This window comes from Pseudomonas sp. SZ57, from assembly GCF_009495975.1.
Classification (GTDB): Bacteria; Pseudomonadota; Gammaproteobacteria; order Pseudomonadales; family Pseudomonadaceae; genus Aquipseudomonas; species Aquipseudomonas syringae.
Genome location: NZ_WIBD01000020.1, coordinates 103,395 through 128,158 on the forward strand (window position 1 = coordinate 103,395; position 24,764 = coordinate 128,158).

General features: G+C 60.5%; 21 protein-coding genes and 1 pseudogene. 14 read left to right on the forward strand and 8 right to left on the reverse strand.

The genetic code is table 11. The features are described 5' to 3' along the window. Genes GE543_RS18230 through GE543_RS18250 form a run of 5 tightly spaced genes read left to right on the forward strand, consistent with a single transcriptional unit; the run spans position 1 to position 5,973 of the window. The gene (locus tag GE543_RS18230; protein ID WP_153222057.1) at positions 1–1,218 is read left to right on the forward strand and encodes a glycosyltransferase family 4 protein; all 1,218 of its coding nucleotides are present in this window, start codon (positions 1–3) and stop codon (positions 1,216–1,218) included. Continuing rightward, on the forward strand, positions 1,209–2,309 hold the full coding sequence (locus tag GE543_RS18235) for a glycosyltransferase family 1 protein (protein ID WP_153222058.1): 1,101 nt from the start codon (positions 1,209–1,211) through the stop codon (positions 2,307–2,309). The genes GE543_RS18230 and GE543_RS18235 overlap by 10 nt, the downstream gene beginning before the upstream one ends. Further along, positions 2,309–3,724, forward strand: a complete 1,416-nt coding sequence (locus GE543_RS18240) for an O-antigen ligase (RefSeq protein WP_046237200.1) — start codon at positions 2,309–2,311, stop codon at positions 3,722–3,724. Before GE543_RS18235 ends, GE543_RS18240 begins: the two co-directional genes overlap by 1 nt. Beyond that, positions 3,721–4,542 carry an acyltransferase gene (locus tag GE543_RS18245; protein ID WP_003417689.1) on the forward strand — a complete coding sequence of 274 codons (822 nt, stop codon included), beginning with the start codon at positions 3,721–3,723 and terminating at the stop codon, positions 4,540–4,542. The genes GE543_RS18240 and GE543_RS18245 overlap by 4 nt, the downstream gene beginning before the upstream one ends. Before the next feature lie 15 nt (positions 4,543–4,557). Beyond that, a complete protein-coding gene (locus tag GE543_RS18250) occupies positions 4,558–5,973 on the forward strand; it encodes a lipid II flippase MurJ (RefSeq protein ID WP_153222059.1) in 1,416 nt (471 codons plus the stop codon). On the opposite strand, the gene GE543_RS18255 is transcribed toward GE543_RS18250, so the two are convergent. Next, on the reverse strand, positions 5,907–6,860 hold the full coding sequence (locus GE543_RS18255) for a LysR family transcriptional regulator (RefSeq protein WP_153222060.1): 954 nt from the start codon (positions 6,858–6,860) through the stop codon (positions 5,907–5,909). The two genes, GE543_RS18250 and GE543_RS18255, sit on opposite strands and share 67 nt — an antisense overlap. Positions 6,861–6,987: 127 nt before the next feature. On the opposite strand from GE543_RS18255, the gene GE543_RS18260 reads away from it, so the two are divergent. The 6 genes from GE543_RS18260 to GE543_RS18290 all read left to right on the forward strand — a co-directional run bounded on the left by GE543_RS18260 (position 6,988) and on the right by GE543_RS18290 (position 12,462). Continuing rightward, on the forward strand, positions 6,988–8,148 hold the full coding sequence (locus GE543_RS18260) for a TDT family transporter (RefSeq protein ID WP_153222061.1): 1,161 nt from the start codon (positions 6,988–6,990) through the stop codon (positions 8,146–8,148). Positions 8,149–8,213: 65 nt separating this feature from the next. Next, the gene (locus GE543_RS18265; protein ID WP_153222062.1) at positions 8,214–9,146 is read left to right on the forward strand and encodes a hypothetical protein; all 933 of its coding nucleotides are present in this window, start codon (positions 8,214–8,216) and stop codon (positions 9,144–9,146) included. Positions 9,147–9,221: 75 nt separating this feature from the next. Next, entirely contained in the window at positions 9,222–9,572 is a 351-nt protein-coding gene (locus GE543_RS18270; RefSeq protein WP_003412204.1) for a hypothetical protein, read from the forward strand. A 553-nt stretch (positions 9,573–10,125) separates the two neighbouring features. Then, on the forward strand, positions 10,126–11,343 hold the full coding sequence (locus GE543_RS18280; protein WP_003412206.1) for an aldose 1-epimerase family protein: 1,218 nt from the start codon (positions 10,126–10,128) through the stop codon (positions 11,341–11,343). 166 nt (positions 11,344–11,509) lie between these two features. Continuing rightward, a complete protein-coding gene (locus GE543_RS18285; protein ID WP_153222064.1) occupies positions 11,510–12,187 on the forward strand; it encodes a type 1 glutamine amidotransferase domain-containing protein in 678 nt (225 codons plus the stop codon). 125 nt (positions 12,188–12,312) lie between these two features. Further along, positions 12,313–12,462 (forward strand): hypothetical protein, encoded by a 150-nt coding sequence (locus GE543_RS18290; protein ID WP_002554136.1) that lies wholly within the window; start codon positions 12,313–12,315, stop codon positions 12,460–12,462. A gap of 7 nt (positions 12,463–12,469) precedes the next feature. On the opposite strand, the gene GE543_RS18295 is transcribed toward GE543_RS18290, so the two are convergent. Beyond that, positions 12,470–13,405 carry a LysR family transcriptional regulator gene (locus tag GE543_RS18295; RefSeq protein ID WP_003412210.1) on the reverse strand — a complete coding sequence of 312 codons (936 nt, stop codon included), beginning with the start codon at positions 13,403–13,405 and terminating at the stop codon, positions 12,470–12,472. A 222-nt stretch (positions 13,406–13,627) separates the two neighbouring features. Continuing rightward, the gene (locus tag GE543_RS18300) at positions 13,628–14,719 is read right to left on the reverse strand and encodes an MBL fold metallo-hydrolase (protein ID WP_153222065.1); all 1,092 of its coding nucleotides are present in this window, start codon (positions 14,717–14,719) and stop codon (positions 13,628–13,630) included. A gap of 194 nt (positions 14,720–14,913) precedes the next feature. Here GE543_RS18300 and GE543_RS18305 point away from each other — a divergent pair, with 194 nt between their 5' ends. Further along, positions 14,914–15,528, forward strand: a complete 615-nt coding sequence (locus GE543_RS18305; protein ID WP_003370440.1) for a TetR/AcrR family transcriptional regulator — start codon at positions 14,914–14,916, stop codon at positions 15,526–15,528. Positions 15,529–15,554: 26 nt separating this feature from the next. On the opposite strand, the gene fahA is transcribed toward GE543_RS18305, so the two are convergent. After that, positions 15,555–16,850: a fumarylacetoacetase gene (gene fahA / locus GE543_RS18310; RefSeq protein WP_153222066.1), complete on the reverse strand. Its 1,296-nt coding sequence runs from the start codon at positions 16,848–16,850 to the stop codon at positions 15,555–15,557. Next, on the reverse strand, positions 16,850–18,154 hold the full coding sequence (gene hmgA, locus GE543_RS18315; protein WP_153222067.1) for a homogentisate 1,2-dioxygenase: 1,305 nt from the start codon (positions 18,152–18,154) through the stop codon (positions 16,850–16,852). The genes fahA and hmgA overlap by 1 nt, the downstream gene beginning before the upstream one ends. Before the next feature lie 140 nt (positions 18,155–18,294). On the opposite strand from hmgA, the gene GE543_RS18320 reads away from it, so the two are divergent. Then, the gene (locus GE543_RS18320; RefSeq protein ID WP_153222068.1) at positions 18,295–19,086 is read left to right on the forward strand and encodes an IclR family transcriptional regulator; all 792 of its coding nucleotides are present in this window, start codon (positions 18,295–18,297) and stop codon (positions 19,084–19,086) included. An 81-nt stretch (positions 19,087–19,167) separates the two neighbouring features. On the opposite strand, the gene GE543_RS18325 is transcribed toward GE543_RS18320, so the two are convergent. After that, entirely contained in the window at positions 19,168–20,742 is a 1,575-nt protein-coding gene (locus GE543_RS18325) for a diguanylate cyclase (protein WP_178118634.1), read from the reverse strand. 364 nt (positions 20,743–21,106) lie between these two features. Between GE543_RS18325 and GE543_RS18330 the strand changes: the two genes are divergently transcribed. After that, positions 21,107–23,305: a bifunctional diguanylate cyclase/phosphodiesterase gene (locus GE543_RS18330; protein WP_153222070.1), complete on the forward strand. Its 2,199-nt coding sequence runs from the start codon at positions 21,107–21,109 to the stop codon at positions 23,303–23,305. 60 nt (positions 23,306–23,365) lie between these two features. Here the strand turns inward: GE543_RS18330 and hppD are convergent, their stop codons facing one another. Together hppD and GE543_RS27485 are read right to left on the reverse strand one after the other, a co-directional pair. Continuing rightward, positions 23,366–24,442, reverse strand: a complete 1,077-nt coding sequence (hppD, locus tag GE543_RS18335; protein ID WP_003370421.1) for a 4-hydroxyphenylpyruvate dioxygenase — start codon at positions 24,440–24,442, stop codon at positions 23,366–23,368. Between the two features lie 141 nt (positions 24,443–24,583). After that, a pseudogene (locus GE543_RS27485) lies at positions 24,584–24,738 on the reverse strand (maleylacetoacetate isomerase); the annotation flags it as partial. Between the last annotated feature and the right edge of the window lie 26 nt (positions 24,739–24,764).

Sequence of the window (24,764 nt, forward strand, 5' to 3'; positions counted from 1 at the left end):
ATGCGAATCCTGTGGACGCTCCCCTACCTGCCCTGGCCCACCACCAGTGGCGGCAAGACCCGGGAATACCATTTGCTGCGCAACCTGGCAGCGCGCGGTCATCGCATCACGCTGCTGGTGCAGTCCAAGAACCCGCTGGACGACGACGCGCGCGCAGCACTGGAGCCGTGGCTGGAACGCCTGATCGTGATCGATCGCCGCCCGCTGCTCAGCCTGCGTACCGTGCTGGCCGTGGCTTTTGCACCGCCACCGATGCTGGCCAGCGTGAACGGCTACGCGCCGCAACTGGAAAAGGCCTTCGAACAGTTGCTGGAGGAGGACTGGGACATTATTCAGTTGCAGCACACTTATGCCTTTCAGCCCTTCGAACGTGCGCTCAAGCGCTCCGGCAAACCCTTTGTGCTGACCGAGCACAATGTCGAATCGGACCTGGGTGCCGCCAGCTACGACCGTCTGCCACGCTGGGCCAATGCCTTTGCGGTCTATGACCGCTGGCGCTACCGGCGCTGGGAAACCCGCGTGTTTCGCCAGACCGGCGAGCTGATCGCGGTCACCGAAGACGATGCCAAGGCACTTTCGCGCCTGAGCGGCAGGGCTACGTCCTATGTGGTCAACAGTGTCGACTGCGATTATTACGCCAGCGTCCATGCGGACCGTCACAGCCATCGCCTGCTGTTCATCGGCAACTATGAATACGGCCCCAATGTCGACGCCATCGAATGGGCGCTGGACGAGATCATGCCAAAGGTCTGGGCCCTGGCACCGCATGTGCGTTTTGCCATCGGTGGCTTCGGTATGCCTTCGGCCTGGCGCGAGCGTTGGCCTGACCCGCGCATTGAATGGCTGGGTTTTGTGCCTGACCTGCGTGCCTTGCAGACCACTGCCTCGATGTTCTTCGCGCCCCTGCGCCAGGGTGGCGGCTCCAAGCTCAAGACCCTGGAAGCCATGGCCGCCGGCCTGCCGGTGGTGACCACCGCACAGGGCGTTTCCGGGCTGGCGGTGCGCAATGGCGAACATTACCTGGGCAGCGAGGATACCTCCGGGCTGGCGACACTGATCGCTGAATACACCGACCAACCACTGCAGCTCGAGCAGATTGGCGAAGCCGGCCGCGTCTATGTTCGCGCCCGGCATGACTGGTCCGTTTCCGCCGCTCAGCTGGAAGTGATTTACACCCGCTTTTCGTTCTCCAAGCAAGGATTGCGCTCATGCGTATAGGACTCGATTACCGCGCCGCAGCCGGTTACCCCACCAGCGGCATCGGACGCCAGAACCTGGCACTGGAACAGGCGTTTCGTGAACACCCGGACGTGCAATTGCAGCTGTTCGGCGTGGCCCCCTACGATCATCCGGTACGCCGCCTGATGCATACCCCGCGCTGGGCCGCCCCATTGAATTCAGTGCATCGGCTGCCGGATCGCCTGCGCTTCGAAGGCCAGTATCTGCCTGCAGCCCTGCGCGATGCCGGCATTCAGATCTACGTGGCCAATATCAACATGGGCCTGCCGCTGGGGCGCAAACCGGCCGGTATGCGCTACGTACTGCAACTGCACGATCTGTTTCAGCTCACGCAGCACAACAGTCACGGTTCGCAACTGAAAGCCAGGCTCTACCGGATGACCGACTACCTGTCGATTGCCTGGTCGCTGAAGGTTGCCGACCAGATCTGGGTGCCTTCGCAATTCACTGCAAACGAAGCGGCGCGCCTGTTCCCCAGGATCAAGGCCAAGCTGCGCGTCATACCGTTGCTGGTGGAAGCCTTCAAGGGTGAGCCGGCCGACATCGCGCAACTGCGCCTGCCGCTGCGTTACTGGCTGTGCGTGGGCACGCGCGAACCGCGCAAGAACATCAAATGGTTTGTGGACGCCTGGCAGACCGCGCGCATGCAATTCGTCGATACCCCGGAGCTGGTACTGGTCGGTGGCGATGATCCGCTGACCGAGGCCCAGCGCCAGTTACCGGGTCTGCATGTGCTCAGCGGCCTGAGCGACGCCGAACTGCACGCCGTCTACAAACATGCCGAGCGGCTCTGGCAACCCTCCAAAAGTGAAGGTTTCGGGCTGCCGGTGATTGAAGCACTGAACAGCGGCACACCGGTTGCAGTGGCCTCGGGCTCCTCGCTGGACGAAGTCGCCCCGCCCCACAGCCCGCGCTTTTCGCCGGTCGACAGCGGTAATCTGATCAGGTTGATGGGCACCCTGTCGCAGGCCGCCGAAGAGGATCCGGCGATTGCCACAGAATGGACGCAGCGCTACCAGTTGAAAGCCTTTTGCGAACGCGTGCACGCGGCGCTGGAGGAATTGCGCTGATGCCACTGGCCTTGCCCCTGGGGCTGCTGTTCAGCCTGCTGTTCGGCGTGATGATCTGGATGCTGCCGGCGCCCTTCGTGGTGGCGGCAGCGATCGGTATCGTGGCGGTTGCCACGATCATCCGCCGGCCGGTACGCGGGCTGCTGCTGTTCTGCCTGATCGGAACCTTCCTGCCCTACTCGACGGTTCAGATCGGCATTCGCACCACGGTGTCCGAAGCGCTGATCATGCTGACCTGGGCCAGCTATCTGCTGCATGCAGTCTTTCAGGAGCGTCACCGTGTGCCCCACATGCTGCGCCCCGAACGGTTACTGGTGGCGTTGATGCTGTTCAGTGCGTTTCCGTTTCTGGTCGGCCAGTTGACCGTCGTCGCCGAGGGTAACGGCCCGATCAACTGGGTCCGCTGGTTATTCAACCTGTCGATCCTGTTTCTGGTGCCACGCCTGCTGACCGACCTCAAGACGTTGGAAAATGCAGTCATCGCGCTGCTCGGCGGGACGCTGTTATTGCTGGTGCTGTCGATCGGGGTCTACGTCACCAAAGGCTCGGCCACTGCAATCATTCCGATTCTCGGCAGCCTGGGCTACAGCGGTGCCGACGTGTTGAGCGAGAGCCTGCTTTCGTTCGCCAGCCGCATGGGTTCGCCGTGGATGCACCCCAACGTGGCCGGGGGTGCGCTGGCGATGCTACTGCCGCTGGCCTTCTGCTTCGGCATGACGCGCAGCGGCACGGCCCGCAAGCTGGGCCTGGCGGTGGCGGCACTGGGTACGGTCGGCCTGTTGCTGACCGGCTCACGCGGCGCGCTGTTGAGCCTGATCGCAGTAATGCTGCTGATGGCCCGGCGACGCATTCCGCACTTGGGACGGCTGCTGATGGGTGGCATGGTGGCCGGCATTCTTCTGCTGATGTTCTACCCGCCTCTGCAAGACCGACTGATGGGGCTGTTCAGCGACGACGATGCCAGTACCGCGATTCGCTTTCTGGAATACAGCCATTTCCCCGACGCAGTGGCCACCTTCCCGTTCGGCATCGGTTTCAAGACCGACCCGCCGGTCTTGGGCTACACAGAGTTCGGCATTTCCAACCTGTGGCTGAACTTCATCTACAAGATCGGCATACCCGGCATGCTGCTGTTCATCGCCATCACCCTCAGTTGGTGGAAGGAAGTGCGCCCCGGAAGCGGCCGAGTCGTGCTGACTCGCGACAACGGCATTGCGCTGGGCTGCACCACCGGTGTGCTGGCTGCGTTGTTCAGCGGTCTGTTCGACCATTACTTCAGCTTCACCAGTGTGCTGGTTGCAGTGTTCTGGCTCTTGCTCGGCATCAGCCTGCACGAAACCCGCCGCCTGCGCGCCATGCCCGACACCACATCCAGACACCTTGACGCCTCACCCGAGCCGGGAGCCTCCTCATGAAACACCGCATGCTGCATTCTCATAATCTCAGAGAGGCGCTGCCCGATTACGCGCGCAAGATGGCGGTGCCGCTCGACGAGCTGGAAGCCGCCTACCAGTGGATGCTGGACAACGAAGTGTGCTTTGAAACGCGGATCAAGGAACGCACCCTGTCGTTCATCTGCTACCTGAATATCGAGCCAAGAATCGAACACCCGCTGGCGCGACGCTTCTACAAGCTGCTGGCCAGCGAAACCAAGGGCGCACTTATTCCGCTGTACGGGATCAACTGGCCGACCCTGCGCGACCGCATGTTGCGGACCTGGGAGCAGGCCTACAACATCCTCATCTGCAAGATCCCCAGCCACACCCTGCGCCTGCTGTGGTTGCGCATCGGCGGCGCGAAGATCGGCAAGGGCTCGACGGTCTGGCGCAATACCGAAGTGCTCGGCGTCGACAGCCTGCGCATCGGCGATGACAGTACGGTGGGCTGGCACTGCCAGCTGGACGCACGCGGCGGCCTGGTGATCGGCGATCACGTCACCATCGCTTCACATGTGCTGATCATCGCCGGCGGACACGATCTCAACGAGCCTGAATTCTGGGCGGTAGGCGGGCCGGTGTTCATCGGCGATTACGCCTGGATCTGCAGCCGCGCGCTGCTCTCGTTCGGCGCCGACATCGGCGAAGGTGCCGTGGTGGGCGGTAACAGCGTGGTCTCCAAACCGGTTCCGCCCTACGCCATCGTCAGTGGCCCGAACGCGGAGATCAAGGGCGAGCGCGCTCGCGGCCTCAAGTACAAGGTGGGCGGCAAAGGCCTGTTCACCTTGTTTCACTGATCAGAAGCGCAAGCGATGCTGGGATCGACACTTTGGCTGACACTGGCCACCCTCACCGGTCTGGCTGCCGGATTTGCCCGCGAATGGCTATTGGTGGCGGCCTGGGGTGCCGGAAGCCAGAGCGATGCGTTTCTGGTTTCGATGTTCCTCCCCGAGGCGCTGCGCATGTCACTGGCCGCGGGCTTGCTCAGCGCTGCTGCCCTGCCCCTTTATCAGCAGCGTACCGCTGAACGGCAACAGCGCTGGCTGGGAGGCATGGCACCGCGTCTGTTGCTGACCGGGCTGGCCGTGAGTGTCATTCTGCTGTTGAGCGCCGGGGGGCTGGTGCGCTTGATCGGCCCGGGGCTGGACGCCGACGGCTACGCGCAGGCTGCCAGCGGCCTGCGCTGGCTGGCCTGGTGCGCGCCGGGGTTCATGCTGCATGCGCTGTTTTGCGTACCGCTACAGGCTCGCTCGCGCTTCGTGCTGGCCGGGCTCGGCTCGCTGCTGTTCAACCTGCCGCCAGTCATCTACCTCGCCACGTTCAGCCATGCCTCGACGTCGACCGGGCTGGCCAGCGCGTGCGTGCTGGGTAGCGTGCTGATGCCGGGTGTGTTGTTGCCAGCCCTGTATCGCTCGGGCTGGCGGCCCTGGCAGTGGCAATCGGAAGCTGGCGCAATGCGCGAGCTGTTGCAGCGTATCGGCCCGCTGCTGAGCAGCAACCTGGCCAGCCAGGGGCTTGCCCTGCTGGAGCGTATGGTGGCTTCGCTGCTCGGCGAAGGCGCGGTGACCTGGGTCAACCTGGCGCGCAAACTGATCAACCTGCCGCTGATTGCCTTGATGAGCCTGAATCAGGTACTGCTCGGCCTGATGAGCGGCAGTGCCGGCGATCAGCGCCTGTCGCTGCTCAAGCGCGGGCTGGGCAGCGCGACCTTGCTGACCCTGCCGGCGGTGGCCGGGCTGATCGGCGCGGCCGGGGCGCTGGTAACACTGTTGCTGCCCAATCAGACCCAGGGCGGGCCGCTGCCGGAACTGCTGGCCTGGTTTGCCGTGCCGCTGATTTTCGGCGCCTGGAATGCCTTGCTGGCGCGCTATGCCTACGCGGCCGGCGACACGCGCCTGCCACTTAATTGCGAGCTAGTCGGCAGTCTGTGCAATGCGCTGCTGCTCGGCGCACTGCCCTTCGCCTTCGGCTTGACAGGCATTGCCCTTGCCGCGCTGGGCGGCGCGCTGGTCACCGGCGTGCTGCTGATGCGCCGCCAGTCTTTGCTGCATGTCTTGCCGTGGCGCAGCCACTGGTTGCTGGCCAGCCTGCTGATGGCTATCGCCGCCCTGTTGCTGCATCCGCTGCACGACACCTGGCTGCAACTGGGCCTGAGCTGTGTTTATGGCGCGCTACTGCTGGTCGGGCTGGCGCTGTGGCTCAAGCCGTGGCGCAACGTGTCAGCCTGATCGGCGGCCTGACGGCAGGCTTCCCTGAAGCGCTCCAGGCTCGGCGAGATGAACTTGTCGCGGTGCCTGATCATGAAGAACCGGCGATTGAGCGGCGGCAGCGGGCTGGCGAGCGTGCGCAACTGCCCGCTGGCCAGCAGGTCGGCGACCACACGACGGGACAGGCAGCTGATGCCAATGCCTTGCGCGAGGGTGCGCATGATCGCTTCCGAGCTGCCTACCTGACGCATGTCCTGCAGGTCATGCAAATGCCTGAGCAGCAAGTGTTCGACCTCTTCGCGCGTCCCCGAACCCTGCTCACGCAGCAGCCACTCGGCGCTCTGCAGTTCGCCCAGCGACACGTGTTCCTGCCCGGCCAGCGGATGAGCGCTGCCGGCGACGATGAGCATTTCATCGACCAGCCATGGCTCGGCGATCAGCTCAGGCAGATGACAGGGTGCCTCGATCAGACCCATGTCGATTTCAAACTGCGCGACCTTGCGCGCGATCAGTGCACTGTTGCCGATGTCCACATCGATTCGCAGCTGAGGCGTCGAGCCGCGCAATGCCCCGACGATCTGTGGCACAACGTAATTGCCGATGGTGCTGCTACTGCCGATGCGCAGGCGAGCATTCAACGCCGCGTCGGGCAACAGAAAGCTGTCCTCGATCTGCTGGGCATTTTCCAGCATTTTCATGGCACGCGGCAGTAGTGCCTGCCCGCTGTCATTGAGCAGCAGACGCTTGCCCACCCGGTCGAACAAACGCGTACCCAACGCGCTTTCCAGCTCGTTCAATGCCGCGCTGGTGGCTGACTGGGACAGCGCCAGAGCGCTGCCTGCGCTGGTGGTGCTGCCACAGCGGGTGATCGCGCAAAAAATCTGTAATTGCCGCAGGTTGATTCTCAAGGCCGTGTTCTCTCGCCGGGCACCTACCTGAAAAACAGGTAACGATGAGAGAGATTACCCGTTTAGAAGATTGACTGTCGATCCGTAGACTGATGGCACGTCCCGAAATCACCCGCAGGAGACTGTCATGAGCAGGCTCGCAATCCTCATCAAGGGCAACGCCCCCTTCGCAGCGCTGACCAGCCCACTGGAGGCGATCCGTCAATTCACCCCCAACTGGTTCGCCGTGACCATGGGCACCGGCATTCTGTCGCTGGCGCTGGCTCAACTGCCGGGTAGCCCTGCCCCGCTGCGCGCGCTGGGCGAAGCGTTGTGGTTCCTGAACATCGTCCTGTTCACACTGTTCAGCGTGATGTACGCCAGCCGCTGGTTGCTGTTTTTCGATGAGGCGCGTCAGGTCTTCGGGCACTCCACCGTGTCGATGTTCTTCGGCACCATTCCCATGGGCCTGGCCACCCTCATCAACGGCCTGCTGGTGTTCGGGCCGGCGCGCTGGGGCAGTGCCATTGTCCCGGTTGCCGAAGCCTTGTGGTGGCTGGACGTGGCGATGGCCCTGGCGTGTGGGGTGCTGATCCCTTTCATGATGTTCACCCGTCAGGAGCACAGCATCGAGAAGATGACCGCTGTCTGGCTGTTACCGGTGGTGGCGGCCGAAGTTGCAGCGGCCTGCGGGGGATCGCTGACGACGCATCTTGCGGCCGCTGACTCGCAGTTCACCGTGCTGATCACCAGCTACGTACTCTGGGCCTACTCGGTGCCCGTGGCGTTGAGCATTCTGGTGATTCTGCTGTTGCGCCTGGCGTTGCACAAACTGCCCCACGAAAGCATGGCCGCGTCCAGCTGGCTGGCACTCGGCCCCATCGGTACGGGCGCCCTGGGCATGCTGGTGATGGGCAGCGACGCCCCGGCCATCTTCGCCGCCCACGGCCTCGCATCCATCGGCACAGTGGCAGCAGGCATCGGTGTGGTGGTCGGTATGCTGTTCTGGGGGCTGGGTCTGTGGTGGATGGCGCTGGCCGTGCTGATTACGGCGCGCTACATGAAACAGGGCATCGGCTTCAACCTGGGCTGGTGGGCGTTCACCTTTCCACTCGGCGTGTATGCAGTGGCGACGCTCAAACTCGGCGCTACCCTGCATCTGGGCTTCTTCGATGTCTTTGGCACGTGGCTCGTTGCGCTGCTGGCGCTGATGTGGTCGGTCGTGTCGGTACGGACTCTGGCCGGCGCCTACCGGGGTTACCTGTTCGTCTCGCCCTGCATCGCAGCACAAGGAGGTGTCCGCCGGTAAGTTTCCTTGAACTTACCTCGGCGGCGAGGCGCCTGAGAGGAATATCTTCATGACAGAGAGCCTCCATGCCCAACTCAGCATTTTCCGCCAGCCACTTTTCGGGCAACCATGCCGCTCGCGATGAAAACATCGTCATCAACTCCTACACCACCGTGCTGCGCAAGACGGGCGTTCCCCATGAGCTGTTCGCGACCTACTGGCGCGACGTTCATGGCCCGCTGTGCGCCAGGCTTGAAGGCCTGGGCTGGTATGTCCAGCATCACCTGACTCGGGAAAAGGACGGCCACCTGTGGCCGGTCATCGAAGGCGTTAAGGCCTTGCCGGGCTACTTGCTGGATGGTGGCGTAGAGATCGGCTTTCTGTCCGCCGAAGCGCAGAAACAATTCAAGGATGCCAGCGCCCTGCTGTTCTCAGACGAGCAGAACATGTTCGAGGAAACCATCGCCTACGACGTACCGGATGGCTCCAGCACGCTGGTGGATCGCCTGCCTGACCCGATCCCCAACGAAACCGCCACACTGGACAAGATGCATCTGCACTTTCATCTCGCCAGCGCTGACCTGCCTGCAGCCCGAAAAGCCATTGAGCAGCTCGCTCGCGACATGGCGGGTTCCGATGCTGTGCTGAAACTGCGCCTGCACCTCGCACAACCTTACGACAACGCCAAGCCTGCACCGCCTGCGCCGGATGTTAATCATGAGGTCGAAGCGTCGCGCCTGAATATCGTCATGATGGAGTTGGTGTTCGAATCGGCCTGGACGCGCCGGACCTATTACGCCAGCGAGCAGTTCAAGACGATCACCCAAGGCATCAGCGAGCATGTTCGTTACATCACCCCGTTCGGTGTCAGCGGTGTCTACACCTATGTGCGCGATGCGCTGATGACCACTGCTGGCGTACGCGGCAGCAGGCAGGCCGAGCTGATCCGGCAGTTGGGCGCGATCAACCAGACCCGGCCCGAGATCGAAAGCCTGTTTGGTGCGCCGTCGACTTTTTGATGTATCTGCTCCGCATGTCTGCTTTAACCGGCACGATTCGGAATCGTGCTTTACTCAGCAAAATGGAATTGGGTGATGCCTGTGAAAGCTTTGACGACTCGTGAGGTTTATCAGCAACTGCGGGATGCTGCGATGGGTACACGGTCGCTGATGCTTCTTGGCACACCCTCCGGTTCCGGGCTGCAGCAGGTCGAGATTGACGGCTGGCTGCTGACGCTGGAAGTCACTGAGGGCAGCCCGACTCGCTGTCGGGCATGTCGCTGTCCGCTGGGTCGGGAAGGCTCGTTCGAAAGCTGGCTGCGCACTGATCCGGTGAGTTTGCTCAGTGGCTGGGAGCATGCGCAGATCGAGCGGTTGCTGGGTGAGGCGGCAGCCGAGCGGCCTGGGCTCGATCAGGTTCGGGGGCAGTCACCTGACTCTCAATGAGCGGTGCTTTAACTGCCTGGTTATGTTTGACCGAGGCACCTCTCGTTCCTCATCGTCCGTACTCATCGTTATACACAAGTCTGCTTTTGATTCTGGCCGAAGGCCGTGGGAGCGAACTTGTTCGCGAAGGGAGCTGCATAATCGCCGAGAATACATCGACTGAAACACCGTCTTCGCGAACAAGCGAAGCGTCACCCGGCTCACTTCCACGCCCTTCGGGCAGAAGCCTGTAAGTCCTTTATTCCGGGCATTCTAGAACTTGTGTATAACGCTGAGCGCTCCGCTTGGGAATGCAGTTCGTGACGCTCCGCGTCACACAGCGGTTCTGCGACATCAGGTGGATTGGCGTTCGACTCAAGTCACCTTTTCGCCCCTCGGCGAGGCACTTTGATGGGGCCAAAGTAATGTCGCACTCCGCATAGTCAGTGCCATTGAGACTGAAAAGCGCCCTGCCTGGACTCAGCCCATTGCTGAATCGTTTAACTCGGCGTTAAATGGCTACTCAGACGATAGGCAACACCATAATTCCAATAATTACAGAAGGACCACCATCATGAAATCCCTTCCTCTGCTCGTAGGCCTCGGCGCTCTTACAGCCGCTTCCAGTGTGTTTGCCTGGGATTACGTGCTGCTCGACACCGACAAGGCTGCGCAGAATCAGCAGATCACCAGTCAGCAACTGGGCGTCAAGACCGACAAGCCGTTCACTGTCACGATGCGTACCCTGCATGGCGGTCGTCAGGAGGGCGTGAGCATCATCGATATCGACAATGGCACGATGAAGCTGTCAGTCGTCCCGACCCGTGGCATGAATGTGCTGCAAGCGTCAGTCGGCGATGTGCGCATGGGCTGGGATTCGCCGGTCAAGGACGTGGTCAATCCGGCCTTCATCGAGCTCAATGGCCGCGGCGGTCTGGGCTGGCTGGAAGGTTTCAACGAGTTGGTAGCTCGCTGCGGCTATGAGTGGGTCGGCCATCCGGGGATGGACAACGGCGAGCTGCTGACCCTGCACGGCCGTGCCGCCAACATTCCGGCGAGCAAGGTGACACTGCAGATCGACGAAAAACCGCCGTACGCGATCCGCCTCAAGGGCGAATTGAAGGAGCAGGCATTCAAGAAGGTCGACTTCTCGGTGCAGACCGAACTGGTCACCGAGCCAGGCAGCACGAGCTTTTCGCTCAACGATACGCTGACCAACAATGGCGACTACCCGAAAGAATACCAGGCGCTGTACCACAGCAACTTCAGCACGCCGTTCCTTGAGCAAGGGGCGCGTTTCGAAGCGCCGGTCAAGCAGGTCTCGCCGTTCAACGACAAAGCCAAGGGTGATCTCGGCGACTGGCAGACCTACCGCGCGCCGACGCCGGATTACGACGAGACGGTCTACAACATCGTGCCTTACGGCGATGCCAAGGGTGACACGCTGACCGTGCTGCACAACAAGGCTGGCAGCCTGGGCGTGTCGGTCGGTTTCAATACCAAGCAGTTGCCGGTGTTCTCGCTGTGGAAAAACACCGACACCAAAGGCCAGGGCTACGTCACCGGACTGGAACCGGGGACCAGCTTCTCCTACAACCGCCGCTTCCAGCGCCCGCTGAATCTGGTGCCAACCATTGCCCCGAAAGAGCAACGTCAGTTCCAGATCAGCTACAGCCTGCTGGCTGACAAAGGCGCGGTCGACAAAGCCCTTGGGCAGGTCAAGCACATTCAGGACGGTCGCGAGACCGAAGTGCGCAAAGAGCCGCTGGTGGATCTGACCAAAGAGCAATGATCCTCATCTGACGTTTCTCCAACGCAGCGGTGAAACAGGGCCGGATGTCGACGCAAGCTATTGTGTCGACATCCGGCCCTGCTCGTTCCGGAGGTAAAAAATTCTCACAACACTTGAGGTTTTCGCCTGTCTACACCCTCTCAACCCCTCGAAGACGAGCACGCACATGAAAATCCTGATGGTTTTGACATCCCATGACCAACTGGGCGACACCGGCAAGAAAACCGGTTTCTGGCTCGAAGAGTTCGTCGCGCCGTATTACGCGTTCAAAGAGGCCGGTGCCGACGTTACCCTGGTTTCTCCGAAAGGCGGTCAACCACCGCTGGATCCGAAAAGCGATGAGCCAGACGCTCAGACCGAAGACACCAAGCGCTTCTCCAACGATGCTGATGCGCAGAAAGCGCTCGCCAGCACAGGCCGCCTGGCTGACGTCAATGCTGCCGATTTCGACGCCGTGTTCTACCCGGGCGGTCACGGCCCGCTGTGGGACCTGGCTGAAGACAAGGACTCCATCGCGCTGATCGAGGCCTTTGCCAAGGCAGACAAGCCACACGGGATGGTCTGCCACGCACCTGGCGTATTGCGTGACGTAAAAGCGCCGGACGGCCAGCCACTGGTCAAAGGTCGTCGCGTCACAGGCTTCACCAACAGTGAAGAAGAAGCGGTCGGCCTGACCAAGGTCGTACCTTTTCTGGTCGAAGAGACGCTCAAGCAACTGGGCGGCGACTATTCCAAGGGCGAGGACTGGGGCGTGTACGTGCTGACCGACGGCAAGCTGGTGACTGGCCAGAACCCGGCCAGCTCTGCGCAGGCAGCCAAAGACCTGATCACTCTGCTGAGCTGATCGATCTGCGCGGTTCGGCGTCCGACGCTGTCAGTATCGGGCAACGGACCGCGCGTCATTTAAATCGAATCTTGCACCCGCCACATTGACCAATAACCACACCCCCGACAATAAGGAATACGGTCATGGCTGATGAATCCAAACGCGAAGACCTCGATCACAAGCCGGAAAACGCAGGCAAAGTGGGCGAGAAGAACAAACAGCTCAATCAGCAGGGTGAACAGGCCCGACCTGCCACCTCCCCCGACCCGCAGAAAGACAAGTCAGGCAACTGACACTGCGTCAGAGCAAGCCGCGTTCGGCACACACCTTAACGACTTGTTCACGCAGCCAGCCACTGGCTTCGTCCCGATCCGCCTGGGCACTCCACAGCATGTCCAGGCTGAAGCCAGGCAGGTCAGGCGGCAATTCGAGTACGGAAATCCACACTTCATTACCCAGCAGCGTCTGAATACGGCGTGGCAGCACCAGCATGAAATCGGTGCCTTCCAGCAATTGCAAGGCCGCCCGGTAGCTGTTGGCCCGCGCGACGATGTTGCGCTCCAGCCCCTGGCGCTGCAGCCAGCCATCCACCATGTTGGTGTCGGACGTCCACGGCGTCGGGTAGACATGACGGTGCTGGATAAAAGTTTGCAGGTCGATCAGGGCGCTGAGCGGCGCGAACCTGGAGTCCATGACGCAAACCAGATCATCCTCCATCAGCACCTGCGAAATCAGACTGTGCGGGACTCGGTGAAAGCCAGGCCCGAAGCAAAGGGCGAGGTCAAACAGGCCATCGTTCAATTGCTCCGCAGGCAACTGCTGCTCAAGTTTTTGCACATTGACCGTCACCGAGAAACCGGCGGCAGCGAAGTCACGCATCAAATGCGGCAATACCAGCAGCTCGAAATACTCCGGCGCGCAGACCGTGAAGGTCGTTTGTGTGCGAGTCGGGTCGAACAGATCGAGACCGTCATGACACAGATTGACCGAGCGAAGAATCTGCTGCACATGATCGTGCATGGCCAACGCCTTGCGGGTCGGACGCATACCGTTGCGGGTGCAGATGAACAGATCGTCCTCAAAGTTCGCACGCAGCTTTTTCAGGCAGTAACTGACCGTCGACTGGCTGACATGCAACGCTTCTGCGACCAGGGTCAGGTTGCGCTGCTCATACACCGAGACAAAGACCATCAGGTCCTGCATGTCCAGCTTTCTCAGGGCATTACTGTTAAGCATCAAGGTATCTCGCTGGCGCTGTGACCGGGCGGTCAGGTCAACGCGCACAAGATAGCATCAAAATGCAATCACTACGCCCCTCCGCTCGCTACCATCATGCCTGCATCGGAGAGAATACAGTTGCCATCCATCATGCCGCTTGTCTGGTCTGACTACCCTTGAGGGCGTTCTGGAGATCGTCTGCAGCTAGCGGAGTGTCTGCCTTCCACGCTCAGGCAATCATCAGGCATTCTGCCGACGGCAGCTGTGGGATTCTGCGCCGTCTGCCTGTTCGGTTTCGGACTCGACCACCTCATCCACGCCCAACCACCAGGTCAGACCGCGACACGGGTATTGCACATAGAACGGCTGGCCCATCATCGGCGTAGTGATCGAGACATTCTGCTCCCACGCCAGGGCCAGAATGCGATCGAACGGCTCGTGCCAGGCATGCATCGACAGGTCGAAGGTGCCGTTGTGGATCGGCAGCAACCAGCGACCGCGCAAGTCCAGGTGCGCCTGCAGCGTCTGCTCGGGCTGCATGTGCACATCGGGCCACTCGACGTTGTAGGCGCCGGTTTCCATCAAGGTCAGGTCAAAGGGTCCGTATTGCTCGCCGATGGTTTTGAAGCCATCGAAGTAACCGCTGTCGCCACTGAAGAAGATCCGCTGATCGCCATCGATCATCACCCAGGACGCCCACAAGGTGCGGTTGCTGTCGAGCAGCGTACGCCCGGAGAAATGCTGTGAAGGTGTGGCGACGAACTCGATGCCCGCCACTTCGGTGGACTGCCACCAGTCCAGCTGACGCACCTTGTGCGCAGGCACGCCCCACTCGATCAACGTATCGCCCACGCCAAGCGGCGCCAGAAAGTGCTCGGTCTTTTCGGTCAGCGCCTTGATGGCCATGCGATCGAGGTGGTCGTAATGGTTGTGCGAAAGGATCACCGCCTTGATCGGCGGCAACTCTTCGAGGCTGATTGGCGGCTGATGAAAGCGCTGCGGGCCCGCCCACTGCACGGGTGAGGCACGCTCGGCAAACACGGGGTCGGTCAGCCAGAACTGGTCGCGCAGTTTGAGCAGAACGGTCGAATGCCCCAGGCGGTACACCGTGTTGTTCGGTGCAGCCAGCAATTGCTGACGCGACAGCGGCTGCACAGGGATGTCGCCTGCCGGGCGTGTGTCCTTGGGCTTGTTGAACACCTGATCCCAGAAAATACCGAGCGTGCGCAGCAGGCTCGATGGCTTCATGGTGGCGTGATTGCGGTATCGCCCTTCGTGACGGGACAAGACAGGCAGTGAAGAAGAGTCCTTTTTCTGATGCGTCGAGGCCATGGTTCGCTGACTCCTGGGGGCAGGTTGAGGCTCCAGCCGTGCATACTTCGTACGTGATCCTGTCGCAGGATGTCCGAGGGAAAATATGTAACAGTGTTTTACACTACACGGTGTAGTTTTAAGCTTGCATGATCCTTGGCGACAAGTAAACTGCTGAGTGTAATTTTCTCTAAACGCACGTTTGAAGCGAACCTATGACCGAACCCATGCGCCTCACCGATCAGAAACGCGAATCCATCGTCCAGGCGGCTATTGCCGAATTCGGCGATCGTGGCTTCGAGATCACCAGCATGGACCGGATCGCCGCGCGGGCCGAGGTTTCCAAACGTACGGTCTATAACCACTTCCCCAGCAAGGAAGAACTGTTCGCCGAGATGCTGCAGCGCCTCTGGAGCTGCGCGCCGCCGCAGGCCGAAGTAGTTTTTCATCCGCAGATCGGCTTGCGCGAGCAGTTGCGGGAATTGCTGTGGGGCAAGATGCGCAACCTGACCAACAGCCACTTCCTCGACCTGGCCCGCGTGGTGGTTGGCGCGACCATTCACTCGCCCGAGCGGGCGCAGGTGTGGATGGCGCGGATCAATGAACGAGAAGAAACCTTCAGCGCCTGGATTCGCGCCGCGCAGAAGGACGGCCGTCTGAAACCGGTCGACCCGGCCTTTGCCGCGACGCAAATGCATGCGCTGCTCAAGTCGTTCGCGTTCTGGCCGCAGGTAACGTTCAGTGCGGCATTGCTTACCCCCGAGGAGCAGCACACGGTGGTCGAGTCGACGCTGGACATGTTTCTCGGCTGGTACGAAATAACCCGCTGACGCTTAAGCAATCGGCCACGGTATTTTCAGTCGAGCACAACGCCCCGGCATTCGCCAAAGCCAATCGAGACGTGCCCTTGGCGATGACAGCGGGCACGCAGAATCACCTCGTCGCCCCGCTGCAGGAACATTCGCTCTTCACCATTGGGCAAGCTCACCGATTGTTTGCCGCCTGCGGTCATCTCCAGCAGGCTGCCGTACTGACCTTCCTCGGGGCCGGACAACGTACCGGTGCCAAGCAGGTCGCCCGGCTGCAACTTGCAGCCGTTGACGCTGTGATGCGCAACCATCTGCGCCACTGTCCAGTACATGTTCAGCGAGTTGCTCAGACCCAGTCGGTGAGGCGCCAGCCCGTCGGCTTTCATCTGTGCCGTCAGCAGCAACACTTCCAGCTCGATATCCAGCGCCCCGCCCTGCTGATCGTGGTCATCCAGCAGATACGCCAACGGTTGCGGATCGCCTTCCGGACGCGGCGGTTGGGCACGACGAAACGGCTCAAGGGCTTCGGCGGTTACCACCCAGGGCGAGATCGTCGTGGCAAAGCTCTTGGACAGAAACGGCCCTAACGGCTGGTATTCCCACGCCTGTATGTCACGCGCCGACCAGTCGTTGAGCAGGCATAACCCGGCGATGTGCTCGGCGGCCCGATCGATCCCGATGGCCTCGCCCTGGGCATTCCCCGGCCCGATCCAGACCCCCAGTTCCAGTTCGTAATCGAGGCGCTGGCAGGGACCGAAAGCGGGAACCTCCTGGCCTGGCACCAGGGTTTGCCCGCTGGGCCGGCGCACCGTCGTACCGGAGGGGCACAAGGTCGACGCTCTGCCGTGATAGCCGATCGGCACGTATTTGTAGTTGGGCAGCAGCGGGTTGTCCGGGCGGAACAGCTTGCCGACATTCAGTGCATGATGAATACCGACGTAAAAGTCCGAGTAATCACCCACCCGAGCCGGCATGTGCAACGTGCACTCACTCATCGGCAGCAACAAACCGGCAATGCCCTGCAGCCTGTCGCGCTGTGGACTGTCTTCATCGAGCAACTGCAACAAGGCGGCGCGCAACACCCGTCGGGCAGCGGCACCCAGCGCAAGGAAATCATTGAGCTGGTCGCGGCTGGCAACCTCGGCCACGTCGGCGGCCTGCCCCTGAAACACCCCGGACTCTGTTGCCACGCGCAGATCGAAAATCCTGTCGCCGATGGCCACCCCACCACGCGGAGCGGCCTGGCCATGGCTGAACACGCCCAACGGCAGGTTCTGCAGGGGGAAATCGGCATGCCCGTTGGCAGATTCGACCCAGCTGCGACGATTGAGCGCGGTATTCATCAGCGTGGCTCCCTGGTGAACGTTCTGGCCATGTCCTTCCAGCAGGCATCGTAATCGGCTTGCAGTTGCGGGCAGTCGAGCGCATGACGACTGGGGCGCAAGACCTTGCCGGTCTCGAACATGAAGGCCATGGTGTTGTCGATCCTGTGCGGTTTCAGTTCGGCGACAATGGCCTTTTCGGCGGTGACATTATCAGGGCCGTGCGCACTCATGCAGTTGTGCAGCGAAGCGCCTCCGGGCATGAAGCCTTCGGCCTTGGCATCGTACGCGCCGTCGATCAGGCCCATGAATTCGTTCATCAGGTTGCGGTGGAACCACGGCGGGCGGAAGGTGTTTTCAGCCACCATCCAGCGCGGCGGAAAGATCACGAAATCGATGTTGGCTTGGCCGTGAATAGCCCCCGGAGAGGTCAGCACGGTGAAAATCGACGGGTCCGGGTGATCGTAGCTGACCGTACCGAGGGTGTTGAAACGCCGCAGGTCGTACTTGTACGGAACGTTGTTGCCGTGCCAGCCCACCACGTCAAAGGGTGAGTGCTCCAGTTGCGTCGACCACAGTTCACCGAGGAACTTCTGCACCAGTTGCATCGGCTGGCTACTGTCTTCAAAGCAGGCGACCGGGGTCAGAAAATCACGTGAGTTGGCCAGCCCGTTGCTGCCGATCGGGCCCAGTTCCGGGAGGCGCAAGGCGCAACCGTGATTCTCGCAGAGATAACCGCGGGCGCTGCTGTCGAGCAGGTGCACGCTGAACTTCAAACCTCGCGGCAAGACAGCGATTTCCAGAGGTTCGATATCCAGCAGGCCCAGTTCGGTGACGATTCTGAGTCGGCCCTGCTGGGGCACCACCAGCCATTCGCCATCCGCACTAAAGAACGCTCGCTGCATAGAGGTGTTGGCGGTGTACAGGTAAACGCTGACACCCTCGCCCTGCTCCGCCGCCGAGGTGCTGGCGAGGGGGATGAGACCGTCGATGAAATCGGTCGGTGCCGCCGGGATGTCGAAGGCATTCCAACGCAACCGATTGGGGTTGATCGGCCCCTGCTCCTGACCGGCGATCTGCCGATCCATGCGCTGATAACGCGGATGGGCTGCCGATGGCTTGATCCGATACAGCCAGGTACGTCGGGCTTCGCTGCGCGCGACCGTAAAAGCGGTGCCCGAGAACTGCTCGGCATACAGACGCAGTGGATGCTTCTGCGGCGAATTCTGGCCAACGGGCAGCGCGCCGGGCAGCGCCTCGCTGCTGAACTGGTTGCCAAAGCCCGACTGATAAACCGATGCGTCGGAACTGGAGTGGATAGCCATCTGGACCTCTTGTTGTCATAGGGTCGGGCAGAGACAGGACGAAACATTATTCTACGTAAAGCGATTACGCATAACGTAATTTGAGTTTGCCAGCCGGTCAAGCTATAAAGCTGCCTTTCCCGATCGGCGCACAGCACCCCATGACCCAGCAAACCGAAAGCCCCGCAGGCGGACGCCAGCAGAAGGTCCAGGCCGCCGAAGTCGGGCTGGGCGTGCTCAAGGCGCTCGCTGAACTCTCCCCTGCCACGTCCCTGTCGAGACTGGCCGAACACCTGGGCATGCCCGCCAGCAAGGTCCATCGTTATCTGCAGGCGCTGATTGCCAGTGGCTTTGCCGAACAGGATGCCGTCAACAATCACTACGGGCTGGGGCGCGAGGCGTTGCAGGTCGGGCTGGCCTCGCTCGGCAAGCTGGATGTCCTCAAGGTCTCGGCACCCTGGCTGGCCAGCTTGCGCGACGAGTTGAATCAGACCTGCTTTCTGGCGGTATGGGGCAACAAGGGGCCGACCGTGGTGTACGTCGAGCCCTCGATGGGTGCGGTGACGCTGGTCACGCAGATCGGCTCGGTGCTGCCGCTGCTTGGCTCGTCCACCGGTTTGGTGTTCGACAGCTTTCTGAACGGGCGCGAAACCGCTGCGCTTCGCGAGCAGGAAGTGCCGTTGCTGAGCGCCATCCAGCTGCGTGAGGCCGAGCAGCATGTCGAGCAGATTCGTACCACCGGCGTGCACCAGATTCAGGGCTTGCTGATGCCGGGTATCAACGCCGCCTCGTCACCGCTGTTCGCCATGGGTGACAAGCTGGTGGGCGTGATCACCGTGGTCGGGCCGGGATCGGTGTTGAACGACGAGACCCAGAGTCTGGCGGCCAGACGGCTTTTGCAAACGGCGCAGGCCATCAGCGAGCGCATGGGCGGTAGCCGTCCGTCAGACTGACGTTGCGCCCGCCGCGACGTACGTTGGTATGCCGAACATGTTGACAGCAACCCTGCGCAGTTACCTATCCATGACGCTCGACTATCGAGTGGAAGCGGTGGATACCCTGGCAAAATGGCTGTCTGCTTGCCACCCTTGAATCAAGCGACCTTCGACGCGGTCACGCCCTTTGGTCTTGGCCAGGTAAAGGAGTCGATCCGCTTCCTCCAGCGCAGCGGTATGCCGATTCTTCTCTGCCGCGTTGACCGCCACCACGCCCGAGCTGATGCTCAGCCTGCCCAGCGGGCTGGACGAGTGCTCTATACAACTGGCTTCAATGGATGATCTGATTTTTTCCGCGAGCCTCAGCGCGCCTGCCAGGTCGGTTTCAGGCAACAAAATGACAAACTCTTCACCGCCATAACGTGCTGCCATATCCCCGGACCGGTCAAGACTGTCGCCAATCAGCCCCGCCACTTGCCTCAGGCAGTCGTCACCCTGCAGATGACCGTAGGTGTCGTTGTATTGTTTGAACCAGTCGATATCCAGCAAAATGATCGCGATGGTTGCATGACTCCGGCTTGCCCGCCCCCACTCCTGCTGCAAGGCCGCATCGAAGCAGCGTCGATTGGCCAGGTGCGTCAGGCTGTCCGTGTGAGCGATGATCTCCAGGTCGTTCCTGGCGATGTTCAGTTCACCCTCCGCCGTGATCAACTGCTGGATTTGCCGGTACAGCAGGACGCCCAGAAAAACCAGCGCCAGGATAATGATGCCGGTGATGGTCATGGACCGCTGTGCATAGGCCCACCAGGGCGCGAGCACATGCTGGCAGGAGATGCCGGCAGCGGCGACGATGGGCAACCCGGACACGCGCCGATAGGCGTAGATCCTTTCCACCCCATCCACCACGGAGTTGATCACCGCGGTGCCGCTGTCGCTGTACGGCAGATAGCGAGTGAAGATATCGCCCTTGGCCACATTGGTGGTCATCAGTGCGGTTAAGGTGGGCCGCCGTGCGAGCAGGTCGCCATTGTTCAGAGCGAGAAAGATCACGCCCTTGTCGTCTACATCCATACGCTGGAAAAACGCCTGGAAATAAGCCACCGGCACGGTGGCCAGGGCAACGCCTGCAAAACTGCCATCCGCCGCATTGATACGTCGACTGACCGGGATGACCATGTCCCCCGTATTGCGGCTCTCTACAATGGACCCTACATGAATGGACGGGTCAGGGTTGTCGCGGTGGTAGATGAAGTAAGCACGGTCTTCGTTGTTGCGGGTCTGCACGCCCTTGGCAAAGGAATTGGCGACCCAGTTGCCTTGAGCATCGTAGATGAACAGCCCTTGTAGCCCTTTGACGTTCACCAGGTCTTGAGCCATCAGTCTGGTCAAGCGGCTTTGCTGCTCGCCTGCGGCGCCATCCTGCTCAACACGCTCGGCAAGGTCACGCAGCGTATTGTCAGCCTGCTGCAGGGTGTCCTGAGCCTGCTGTTCGGCAGCAAGCACGATATTGGACACCGCAATCCTCGCCGTGGCGACGCGCTCGAGCTTGGATTGGTTCATCTGCCAGGCGGTGGCCAGGATCAACGATAGACAAACCAGGGCAATGAAGCCGATCAAAGCTTTGCTGAGCGCCGAGGGGGTAAGCCTCGTCGGAATAAAGGAAAGCGGCTTCATAGGATTGTCATCAAATTGGCAGTGAAACCCTCTATGCAGTTTTCGTACCTTTGCGACACTGAACCTGAGCATCTTGTTGCGCCAGGGTAATACTGGCCTTAGTTGTATCGATGCCCGCCACGCTAGTTGCTCAAGAAGTTGTTACAGGTATCCGGTTTTTTGACGATACAGCTTCTGAGCTGTCCGAAAACAGCTGCCGATACGCTACTGTGAGAGGTGCTCCAATGCCAATGTATCGAACGTTGCTTTTCCGGCGTGGCGCAAGCGCATGCTGTCAGAGTGCCTTCACCGGTGCCGACATAGCGGCGTTGCTTATCGATCGCTTCGTGTTTCAGGTGCGATCAGCTTATAGCGATGGCCTCAAATGAATAGTTACCCAGTCGGCGATGATGACGAAGAACGTATTCGAATCCTGAATGCCTTTTCGTTGATGGATACCCCATCTGAGCACGAATACGATCAGATCGTGCAAATGGCATCGCGGATTTTCGACGTGCCCATTGTTTTGATTTCTCTGGTTCATCGCGACCGGCAATTCTTCAAGGCGCGTGTTGGCCTCGATGTCTGCGAAACGGGCCGCGACGTCTCATTCTGCAATTTTGCGCTCATGGGCCGTAACGTTTTTCTGGTGCCTGATGCATTGCAGGATGAGAGGTTCAGCTCAAACGCGCTGGTGATTGGCGCTCCCTATATTCGCTTTTATGCCGGGGCGCCGCTGATAACCGCCAGCGGTCATGTGCTGGGCAGCCTGTGCCTGATCGACAATAAACCTCGAGAAACCTTCTCGGAGCGAGATCAGCGGGTTCTTCAGGACCTGGCGGTCATGGTCATCGAGAGAATGGAGTTGCGTCGACTCGAGCTCGAGAATGAAGACAGCCACGCCCGCTTCATGAATATCACCTCGACTTCACCCGACGCGATCATCTGCTCGGACAGCAAAAACCGGATCATCTCATGGAACAACTCGGCCGAACTCATTTTCGGGCATCGATCCGAGGACGCCATGGGAAAGCCTCTCGACATCATTATTCCGCCCGAAATGCGCTCCAGGCATCATGCAGGTTTATCGAGGGTGGCTGCAGGCGGCCCGGCCTCCATTATCGGAAAATCCATCAACCTGACGGCCATCCATCGCGACGGTCATACCCTCCCCATAGAGCTCTCGCTCTCACAATGGACATATGCCGGCGAGCCACAATTCGGAGCGATCATTCGGGACATCACCCAGCGTGTCGAGGCGGACAAATTACTCAAGCATGCGGCCGAATACGATCACCTGACCGGGCTTGCCAATCGATCGACACTCAAGAGGCGGATCAAGGAGGCGTGCGATGCGCAGCTGTCAGCAGCCATCCTGTTGATCGATCTGGACGGCTTCAAGGACGTCAATGACACGTTGGGCCACGCTGCAGGTGATTTTGTGCTCAAGGTGACCTCTCACCGTCTTCGCGAACACGTACCGGCCTGCCATATGGTCTCGCGTCTGGGCGGCGATGAGTTTGTCGTGTTCCTGTCCGACACGGCAGACCCTGACAAGGCGATCAAGCTGGGCCTGGCGCTTATCGCGGTCATCGAGGAACCGATAGAGTTTGAAGACAATTCGGTCTACATCGGCGCCAGCATTGGCGTCTCCGTAAGGTGTGGCTCCGACTACGACGAGGAGCAAATGCTCGGTAATGCGGACCTGGCGCTCTACCAGGCCAAGTCTGACGGACGCTCCCTTGTTCGCACCTTCACCTCCGAGCATCGACAGACCGCTTCACGACGAGGCGCGCTCAGCTCATCGATGCGTCAGGCATGGGCCAACAAAGAGTTTGAGCTTTATTACCAACCCCAGGTACGACTTGCGGATGGTCGTATCACCGGAGCCGAGGCCCTTATACGCTGGAACCATCCGACACTGGGTGTGGTGTCCCCGGCGGTTTTTCTACCTGCACTGGAAGCGGGTCTGCTTGCGGTGCCGGTGGGCGAATGGATCCTGCGTTCAGCCTGTGAGCAGGCAGCGCAATGGCGAAATACCGGCTGTGAAGAATTCCGCATCGGCGTCAACCTGTTCGCCGCGCAGTTTCGCATGCGTGACTTTGCCGAAATGGTTGAAAGTGCGCTTGAAGACTTTTCTTTGCCGGCACACTCGCTCGAACTGGAGATCACGGAAAACATCATCCTGCGAAACGAACAGCGCATTATGGAACCGCTGCGCCACCTTCGCTCATTGGGAGTGGGCATTGCATTCGATGATTTCGGTACCGGCTATGCGTCTCTGAGCCTGCTGAAAGACTATCCGGTGACACGGCTGAAGATTGACCGCTCATTCGTGAGTGGCGTGGATCGCAGCAAAAAAGACGAAGTCATCATCGAGGCCGTTATCAGGCTGGCGAACGGCTTCAATCTTCAAGTCACGGCAGAAGGCATAGAAACCCGTGAGCAGGAAAGTCTGATGCGCCATTATGTGTGCGACGAAGGCCAAGGCTATCTGTACGGTCGCCCCATGCCGGCGCATGAATTCACCGAGCGCTATATCTCGCGTTACAACCGGCAAGCTGAAGTGCTCAAGCACAAATGACTCAGAACGAGCCTGGGCAGGCTCGTCTGATCGCGCAAGGCGGATGCTTCTGGTGATCGCTCAGTCCGGCGTCAGTACACCGCGCTGGATCTGGTCGCGTTCGATGGATTCGAACAACGCCTTGAAGTTGCCTTCGCCAAACCCGTCATCGCCCTTGCGCTGAATGAATTCGAAAAACACCGGGCCCATCAGCGTTGCGGAGAATATCTGCAACAGCAAACGACGCTCGCCGCCTTCGGAAGAACCATCGAGCAGAATACCGCGTGACTTGAGCTCGGCTTCCGGCTCACCGTGATCAGGCAGGCGGCCTTGCAGCATCTCGTAGTAGGTATCCGGCGGCGCGGTCATGAAGCGCATGCCGGTTGCTTTCAGCGCGTCCCAGGTCTTGATCAGGTCATCGGTAAAGAACGCCACGTGCTGAATGCCTTCGCCATTGAACTGCATCAGGAACTCTTCAATCTGCCCCGCGCCCTTGGACGACTCTTCGTTCAGCGGAATGCGGATCATGCCGTCCGGGGCGGTCATGGCTTTGGAGGTCAGGCCGGTGTATTCGCCCTTGATGTCGAAGTAACGCAGCTCGCGGAAATTGAACAGCTTTTCATAGAAACCGGCCCAATACGCCATGCGTCCGCGGTACACGTTGTGGGTCAGGTGATCGATGAATTTCAGACCGGCACCGACCGGATGGCGGTCAACGCCTTCGATGAAGTTGAAATCGATGTCGTAGATCGACGTGCCCTCGCCGAAGCGATCGATCAGGTACAACGGCGCGCCACCGATGCCCTTGATCGCGGGCAGGCGCAACTCCATGGGTCCTGTCGCGATTTCCAGCGGTTGTGCACCCAGTTCCAGTGCCCGGTTATAGGCCTTCTGCGCATCCTTCACGCGGAACGCCATACCGCATACCGAAGGACCATGCTCGGCGGCAAAGTACGATGCCAGGCTGTGCGGCTCGTTGTTGAGGATCAGGTTGATCGCGCCCTGACGAAACAGGGACACGTCCTTGGAGCGGTGCGTTGCGACTTTGGTGAAGCCCATCATCTGAAACACAGGCTCAAGGCTGTTGGGCGTCGGTGAGGCGAACTCGATGAATTCAAAGCCCATCAGGCCCATTGGATTTTCGTAAAGATCAGCCATGACTGGCTCCTTGCAGGAAAGTGAGAGTGGGTACCCTGGCAATCACTGTCCTGCGGGCGGCGCACACGGAATCCCTCGCACGCTGCGTGCGAGAAAATCACCGAATATCAGTTGCAGACCAAGAATCTTCATGAGGGCAGCCTACTCCGGCTTGTCCGATTGTGCATCAGGGTGTGCCTGGTAAAAGGCCGGGGGCTGCAGGGCCAGGTGCTCGACCCGCTGATACGCGCACACGCAGTCAGGTCGACGTGGTAACGATGCGCTGCGTACAACCGGGATAGCAGGTAAATATTCGCATGGATGCGGTGTTTTTTATTTTCGT